The organism is Streptomyces sp. NPDC043996 (genome assembly GCF_056435225.1).
Window position 1 is genome coordinate 201,120 of sequence record NZ_JBWKEY010000019.1, and the last position, 8,007, is coordinate 209,126.

Annotated in this window: 5 protein-coding genes and 1 pseudogene; 5 read left to right on the forward strand and 1 reads right to left on the reverse strand. The window is 73.7% G+C overall.

The window, feature by feature from the left end:
* Positions 1-244: 244 nt before the first annotated feature.
* From AC07A4_RS37665 to AC07A4_RS37685, 5 genes and pseudogenes are all read left to right on the forward strand, one after another.
* The gene (locus AC07A4_RS37665; protein ID WP_478608056.1) at positions 245-1,276 is read left to right on the forward strand and encodes an SPFH domain-containing protein; all 1,032 of its coding nucleotides are present in this window, start codon (positions 245-247) and stop codon (positions 1,274-1,276) included.
* Positions 1,273-2,175 carry a hypothetical protein gene (locus AC07A4_RS37670; protein ID WP_478608058.1) on the forward strand — a complete coding sequence of 301 codons (903 nt, stop codon included), beginning with the start codon at positions 1,273-1,275 and terminating at the stop codon, positions 2,173-2,175. Before AC07A4_RS37665 ends, AC07A4_RS37670 begins: the two co-directional genes overlap by 4 nt.
* A 204-nt stretch (positions 2,176-2,379) precedes the next feature.
* Positions 2,380-3,441: a mechanosensitive ion channel family protein gene (locus AC07A4_RS37675; RefSeq protein WP_478608061.1), complete on the forward strand. Its 1,062-nt coding sequence runs from the start codon at positions 2,380-2,382 to the stop codon at positions 3,439-3,441.
* 296 nt (positions 3,442-3,737) lie between these two features.
* Positions 3,738-5,141: a family 2B encapsulin nanocompartment shell protein gene (locus tag AC07A4_RS37680; protein ID WP_478608064.1), complete on the forward strand. Its 1,404-nt coding sequence runs from the start codon at positions 3,738-3,740 to the stop codon at positions 5,139-5,141.
* Positions 5,128-6,670: pseudogene (locus AC07A4_RS37685) on the forward strand (SufS family cysteine desulfurase). Before AC07A4_RS37680 ends, AC07A4_RS37685 begins: the two are co-directional and overlap by 14 nt.
* A gap of 69 nt (positions 6,671-6,739) precedes the next feature.
* On the opposite strand, the gene AC07A4_RS37690 reads toward AC07A4_RS37685, so the two are convergent.
* The gene (locus tag AC07A4_RS37690) at positions 6,740-7,741 is read right to left on the reverse strand and encodes a Ppx/GppA family phosphatase (RefSeq protein ID WP_478608067.1); all 1,002 of its coding nucleotides are present in this window, start codon (positions 7,739-7,741) and stop codon (positions 6,740-6,742) included.
* Positions 7,742-8,007: the final 266 nt, after the last annotated feature.

The window sequence follows — 8,007 nt, forward strand, 5'->3', positions numbered from 1 at the left end:
ACCTCGGAAGTCGTGGCGGAACAGCCCCGTTGAGGGGCCGGGGCCCGTGGAACGCCGAGATTCAGAAGGAGAGTTGCAGAAAGAGCGGACGCCGGGAAGACCCCCCGCACGGCCTTTCGCAGACCCCCGCACAGTTCACAGACCCCCGCACGGTTCGCGCCCCCCGCACAGCCCCTTCAGGTCACCTTGACGATAATCGGCGTGAGCCAATATCGTCGAGGTGACGAAAACGGGGAGGTCCACCATGGCCGACATCACCCGGCGCCTCGGCCTGCGCCATCTGCGCTCCGCGCCCACCGCTCACATCCGCCACCACCAGGGCGGGCGGCTCCGCCACGACGGCGCGGGCCTCAGCTTCTGGTTCCGGCCGCTGAGCGCCGCCCTGTCCGAAGTGCCCGTCGACGACCGGGAGCTGGCGCTCGTCTGCCACGCCCGCACCGCCGACTTCCAGGACGTCACCGTGCAGGCCACCGTGACGTACCGGATCAGCGACCCGGCCCTCGCCGCGGCCCGCCTCGACTTCTCCATCGACCCGGACACCGGCACCTGGCGCTCCGCTCCCCTGGAGCGGCTCTCCACCCTGCTCACCGACGCCGCCCAGGAGCACGCCCTGGACGTGCTCGCCCGCACCCCGCTCGCCCAGGCGCTCGCCGACGGCGTCGCCGCGGTCCGCGCGCGGGTCACCGAGGGGCTCGCTGCCGAGCCGCGGCTGCCCGCGACCGGCGTCGAGGTGCTCGGCGTGCGCGTGGTGGCGGTCCGCCCCGAGCCCGAGGTGGAGCGGGCCCTGCGCACCCCGGCCCGCGAGCGCGTCCAGCAGGACGCGGACCGGGCGACGTACGAGCGGCGCGCGGTGGCCGTGGAGCGCGAGCGCGCCATCGCCGAGAACGAGCTGGCCAGCCGCATCGAACTGGCCCGCCAGGAGGAGCTCCTGGTGGAGCGGCGCGGCACGAACGCGCGCCGCGAGGCCGAGGAGAACGCGGCCGCCGACGCCGTGCGCGCCGAGGCCGAGGCCGCCCGCACGGTGCGGCTCGCCCGCGCCGAGGCCGAGGCGGCGCGCGCCGTCGGCGAGGCCCGCGCGGCGGCGCAGACGGTCTGGCTCGCCGCGCACGCGGGCGCCGACGCGGCGACGCTGCACGCCCTGGCCGCCACCCGCCTCGCCGAGAACATGCCGCGCGTCGAGAGCCTCACGCTGTCGCCGGACGTCGTCACGGGGCTGCTCGCGAGGCTCGGCCGCGGCGGGACGCCGCACGGCGGCACGGAGGGGGCCGCGTCATGACGCTCGCGCCGCGCGCCGTCCTCGTGCACCGCGCCACCGAGTACGACGAACTGATCGCCCGTCATGGCACGTACGGGCAGGCCGCGTTCTTCCTCTCCTCGCGCGGACGCGACATCGAGGAGGTCGCCGAGCGGCACCGGCGCACCCAGCGCGCCCTCGCCGACGTCGCCGCCGCGGTGCCGCTGCGCTGGCGGCACAGCCGGGTGGAGCGGGCCGACCTCGACCGGTTCCTGTTCGCCCCCGAGGACGTGGTGGTCGTGGTCGGGCAGGACGGCCTGGTCGCCAACGCGGCCAAGTACCTGACGGGCCAGCCGGTCGTGGGCGTCGACGCCGACCCCGGGCGCAACCCGGGCGTGCTGGTGCGCCACCGGGCCGCCGACGCCGCGAAGCTGCTCCCGCACGCGGCGGCCGGAGCGCCCGGCGCCGAGGAGCTCACCATGGCCGAGGCGGTCACCGACGACGGCCAGCGGCTGCGCGCGCTCAACGAGGTCTACGTCGGCGCGGCCGGGCACCAGACCGCCCGCTACCGCCTCAGCTCGGGCCCCGCTCCGGGCGGCCCGGAGCCGCAGGCGTCCTCCGGGGTCGTCGTCGGCACCGGCACCGGCGCCACGGGCTGGCTGGGGTCGCTGTGGCGGCAGGCGCCAGGCGGCGCGCCGCCGCTGCCGGGGGCGGCCGAGGCCCGCCTCGTGTGGTGCGTACGGGAGGCGTGGCCGTCCCCCGCGACCGGCACGTCCCGGGTGCGGGGCGAGCTGACGGGTGATCAGAGGCTGTGGCTCACCGTCGAGTCGGACCGGCTCGTGGCCTTCGGCGACGGGATGGAGGGCGACGCGCTGGCGCTCGGCTGGGGGCAGAGCGTGCGGGTGGGCGTCGCGGACACCGCGCTGCGCCTCGTCGGCTGACACCAGGGGCGCGCACCACGGCCGCGCGACGGACGCACGACGGCCGTACGACGGGTGTACGACGGGTGTACGGCCCCTCGTACGAGCGCTGGGGGCGGTGAAGAGCGCAGGTGGGGGCCGGTGCGAGGGGGGCGTGCCGGTAGGGCAGGATGGGCGGCCGCGTCACCGACCGGGAGCGTACCGGCCGACCATGGGAGCACTTTGATGGACCGAGCCCTCACCCTGCACGACCTGATGATCGCCGGGGTCGCCGTGGTCTCCGGGATCGCCGCGGCGCTGCTGCTGCGCGCCCTCCTGCGCTGGCTCGGCGTGCGGGCCACGCGGACCCGGTGGGGCGGGGACGACGTCATCGTCGACGCGGCCCGCGCCCTCGTGCCGTGCGCCGCGGTCGTCGCGGGCCTCGCCGCCGCGGCCGCCGTGCTGCCGCTCACCCCGCGCACCGGGCGCAACGTCAACGTCGTCCTGACCGCGCTGCTCATCCTCGCCGCCACGGTCACCGCGGCGCGGATCGTGGCCGGTCTCGTCAAGTCCCTGGCCCAGTCGCGCTCCGGCGTCGCGGGCTCGGCGACCATATTCGTCAACATCACGCGCGTCGTGGTGCTCGCGATCGGCTTCCTCGTCGTCCTGCAGACCCTCGGCGTGTCCATCGCACCGCTGATCACCGCGCTCGGCGTGGGCGGTCTCGCCGTCGCGCTCGCGCTCCAGGACACCCTCGCGAACCTGTTCGCGGGCGTGCACATCCTCGCCGCGAAGACGGTGCAGCCCGGCGACTACATCCAGCTGAGCAGCGGCGAGGAGGGCTATGTCGTCGACATCAACTGGCGCAACACGGTGGTGCGCAACCTCTCCAACAACCTCGTCATCATCCCGAACGGCAAGCTCGCGGGCACCAACATGACCAACTACAGCCAGCCCGAGCAGGAGTTGTCGATCCTGGTGCAGGCCGGGGTGGGCTACGAGAGCGACCTGGACCAGGTCGAGCGGGTCACCATCGAGGTGGTGGACGAGGTGATGACCGAGATCACCGGGGCCCTGCCCGAGCACGAGGCCGCCATCCGCTTCCACACCTTCGGCGACTCGCGCATCGGCTTCACGGTGATCCTGGGCGTCGGCGAGTTCAGCGACCAGTACCGGATCAAGCACGAGTTCATCAAGCGGCTGCACCGGCGCTACCGGGCCGAGGGCATCCCGGTGCCCGCGCCGACGCGGACGGTGACGGTACGTCAGGGAGAGCTGCCGCTCGCGATCCCGCACCAGCGCGGCTGAGCGCGCGAGCGCCGCGCAAGCCCTTGCATAAGCGGTGCTTTAGGGGGCGCGAACCGCCCGTAGGGGAGCAAATTCAGTCGCATATGCCGGGTGAGGGTGTCGGGCGACTCCCCGCGGGCACGGCTTCCTCCGCCGTACAGAGCCGGGATTCCGGTTAGTTGGCTCCTAAGTTCGGTTTTTTCCGGCCGAACGTCAAAAGTAGTTGAAAAATCACAGCTTGTGGTCATGGAAGTACCTGAAGACGATCGGCCCTGCTCGCATTCGCCGCATCCGTCCTCCGTCCTCAGGGAGTTCCCGTGAACGATCGTCTGACCCTCGCACCGGATTCAGCACGGCAGCTCGCGACCGCGACCAAGACCCCGCCGCAGATGCTCGGCACCACGCCGCGCTATCTGCTGCGCGCCCTGCCCTGGGTGGACCTCAAGTCCGGTGTCTACCGCGTCAACCGGCGCCGCACCTTCGTCCTCGGCGACGACCGAATAACCACCCACACCGACGGCGACTCCGCCCGCGTCGTCCCCGGCGACCTGCGCGAACTGCCCTATCTGCGCGAGGCCGACGAGTCCTGCCTCACCCAGCTCGCCGACGCGTTCACCGAGGTGCGCTTCGAGCCGGGCCAGGTCCTCGCCCAGGAGGGCGACCCCGCGACCAAGCTGTGGATCATCGTCCAGGGCCGCGCCGAGAAGCGCGTCACCGGGCGCTACGGCGAGGAGCAGCTGATCGAGGTGATCGGCGACGGGCAGTTCTTCGACCTCGGCGCCTGGACCCGCGAGGAGTCCACGCCCTACCGCGTCCAGGCGCTGACGCCCGGCACCGCCCTGTGCGCCGAGCGCAGCGCGCTCGCGGCGCTCGCCGACCGCGATGACACCGTGCGCGGCTCGATCACCGCCTACGCCACGGGGAACGGCTACCGGCCGGGCTCCGAGGTGCCCGTGGACCTCACCTCAGGCCACGTCGGCGAGCCCGACCTGCCCGCGACGTACGTCGACTACGAGGACGCGCCGCGCGAATACCACATGACGCTCGCGCAGACGATCCTGCGGGTGCACACCCGTGTCCACGACGTCTACAGCGGCGACGTCGACCAGACCCGCCAGCAGGCCCTGCTCACCATCGAGGCGCTGCGCGAGCGCCAGGAGTCGGCGCTGCTCAACCACCCGGAGTTCGGCCTCTTCCACAGCGTCGCGCCCGGCCAGCGCGTGCAGACCCGCTCCGGCTCCCCCACCCCGGACGACCTCGACGAGCTCCTGGCCCGGGTGTGGAAGCAGCCCAGCTACTTCCTCGCGCACCCCAAGGCCATCGCCGCGTTCGGCCGCGAATGTACCCGGCGGGGCGTGCCCCCGGTCACCGACACCCGGTTCGGCAGCCCGCTGCTGACCTGGCGCGGGGTGCCGCTGGTCCCCTCGGACAAGGTGCCGTTCAGCAACGGCGTGCGCGGCAACGGCTCGGCGGCGGCCGTCGGCACCACCGAGATCCTCCTGATGCGCGTGGGCGAGGCCGACCGCGGCGTGGTGGGCCTGCGGCCCGGAGAGGTCTCCGACGAGGTCGAGCCCGGCCTGTCCATGCGGAACATGGGCACCGACCAGAAGGGCATCACCTCGTACCTGATGACGGCGTACTTCAACACGGCGGTCCTCGTCGAGGACGCCATCGCCGTGCTCCAGAACGTCGAGGTGAACAACTACCATGACTACTCCTGATCTCAGGGCGCTGCTAAGGGCCCCTGAGCAGGTGTCGTCACCGGTTCCCACCACGGGGGCCGCGCCGGTGACACCGGCCGCCGCGACGCCGTCGACGGCCACGGCCCAGGAGTCCGCGACCACCGCGACCCAGACGGCACAGGTACCAGCGGCGTCACCGACGCAGACACCCGCCGTGCCCGCTATGCCCGCTGTGCCCTCCGTGCCCGCCGTGTCTTCCTCGGAGACGCCCGGGATGCCCGCCGCCCCCACCGGGGTGCCAACGGCCCCCGAGGACGCGCTGGCGGCGCTGCCCGCCACCGCGGCACCCGGCGCCTTCTCCCCCGAGCAGGCCCGCAAGGACGTGCCGATCCTGCACCGGACGGTGAACGGGCATCCGCTGGTCTGGCTCGACAACGGGGCGACCACCCAGAAGCCGCGCCAGGTGATCGAGGCGCTTTCCGCGTTCTACAGCGCGGCCAACTCCAACATCCACCGCGGCGCGCACACCATGGCCCGCGAGGCCACCGAGCTGTACGAGGCGGGCCGCACGGCGGTCGCGGGGTTCCTCGGCGCCCCGTCGCCGGGAGAACATCGCCTTCGTGCGCGGCACCACCGAGGCCGTCAACCTGGTGGCGCAGAGCTGGGGGCGCTCCGTGATGGAGCCGGGCGACGAGATCCTCGTCCCCGTCCTCGAACACCACTCCAACATCGTCCCCTGGCAGCTGCTCGCGAAGGAGATCCACGCCCGCGTGGTCCCCGTGCCGCTGACGCCCGAGGGCGAGATCGACCAGAAGGCGTACACCGACCTGCTGTCGGCCCGCACGCAGCTCGTCGTGATCAGCCACGCGTCGAACGTCCTCGGCACCGTGCCGCCGGTCGCCGAGATGACCGCGCTCGCCCACCGCTACGGCGCGAAGGTGCTGGTGGACGGCGCCCAGGCGGTGGCCCACATGCCGGTCGACGTACAGCGGCTCGGCGCGGACTTCTATGTGTTCTCCGGGCACAAGCTGTTCGCGCCGACGGGCATCGGCGCGCTGTACATGACGCCCGAGATGATGGAGCGGATGCGGCCGTGGCAGGGCGGCGGCAACATGATCGAGTCCGTGAGCTTCGAGCGGACGACGTTCGCGCCGATGCCGCACCTCCTGGAGGCGGGCACCGGCCACATCTCCGGTGTGGTGGGCCTGTTGGCGGCGATCGACTGGCTGCGGTCCTTCGACCAGGAGGCGATCGCCGCGTACGAGAAGGCCCTCATGACGTACGCGATGGGCGCCCTGTCGACCGTGCCGGGCCTGGAGGTGATCGGCTCGGCGGCCGACCGGATCGCGGTCATGACGTTCACGATGGCGGGCCACGACCCGGCGGGCATCGCCGACTGGCTCGACCGCGACGGGATCGCCGTGCGCGCGGGCCACCACTGCGCGCAGCCCGCGCTCGCGCACTACGGCCTGGAGTCCGCGGCGCGCGCGTCGTTCGCCCTCTACAACACCTCTGAAGAGGTGGACCAGTTGGTGGCGTCCCTCAGGCGGCTCCAGGCCAGCTCCTGAGGCGCGCGCCCGGGGCCCGGGGCCGGTCGACGGCTCCGGGCCCCGCGGCCGTGCCGGGGATGCCCCGGGTCAGGACATCGCGACCCGCAGCGGTGCCGTGCCCGGCGGGAGGCCGTGTTCGGGCTCCTCGCCGAGTTCGTCCCACCACTGCGGGCCGTCCTCGATGTGGCGCAGCAGGACGCCCTCGCGCAGGGCCCAGGGGCACACGGCCGCCGACTTGACGCCCATGAGCTTCATCGCCGTGTGCCCGACCACCGCCCCGGCCAGGCTCTGCCCGGCCCGGGGCGCGGTGATGCCGGGCAGCCGCGCCCGGTCGGCGGCGAGCAGCGGGGCCAGCTCCTCGCGGGCGCGGCGCAGCGCGGACCGCCGCAGCGTGCGGGGCACGAAAGGACCTTGCCGCCCGGGGGCCTCCCCGGTGAGGCGGGCCAGCTGCTGGAACGTCCGTGACGTGGCGACGGCGCTGCGCGGCCCCTCCCAGCGGACGCGGGCCGCGACGTCCCGCAGCTGGTGGCGCACCCGGCGCCGCAGCGCCTTCACGGCCTGCGGGGACGGCGGGTCGTCGACGGCGAGGAACTCATGCGTCAGGCGCTGCGCGCCCAGCGGCAGCGACACCGCGAAGTCCGGCAGCCGCCCCCGCCCGAAGGCCACGTCGAGCGAGCCGCCGCCGATGTCCATGAGCACCAGCGGCCCGGCCTGCCAGCCCAGCCAGCGGCGGGCGCCCAGGAAGGCCAGCTCGGCCTCCACCTCGCCGGGCAGCGTCCGCAGCCACACGCCGGTGCGCGCGCCCACGGCCCGCACCACGTCACGGCGGTCGGGCGCGTCCCGCACGACGGAGGTGGCGAAGGCCAGCGGCGGCCCCGCGCCCCAGCGCTGGGACGCCTCGGAGGCGGCGGACACGGCCCGCGCAAGGCTCCGCACGCTCTCCTCGCCGACCGGGCCACCGGGCTCCACGTGGTCGCACAGGCGCAGCTTCCACTTGGCGGTGTGCACGGGCAGCGGCGCCCCGCTGTCGGTGTCGACCACCACGAGCCGAACCGTTCGCGACCCCACGTCCAGCACACTCACTCGCATGAGCCCTCCAGTACCCCAAGGGGACCACCGCACGCCCCGGCCGCGCCCGGTCCGGCGCACGCCGCCCTCGTGACCTTAGCGCGGCCCCTGGCCCGGCCGGTCGCGTCCGGGAACGGGTGAGGGCCTCGGGGTCCGCCGACCCCGAGGCCCTCAGTCCATTACTGACGCTATGTCAGCTCTTGGCGGTCTTGTTGAAGGTGGCCTGGGCCCAGACGTAGCCCAGGACGCTGAGGCCCACGCACCAGGCGATGGCGAACCAGGCGTCG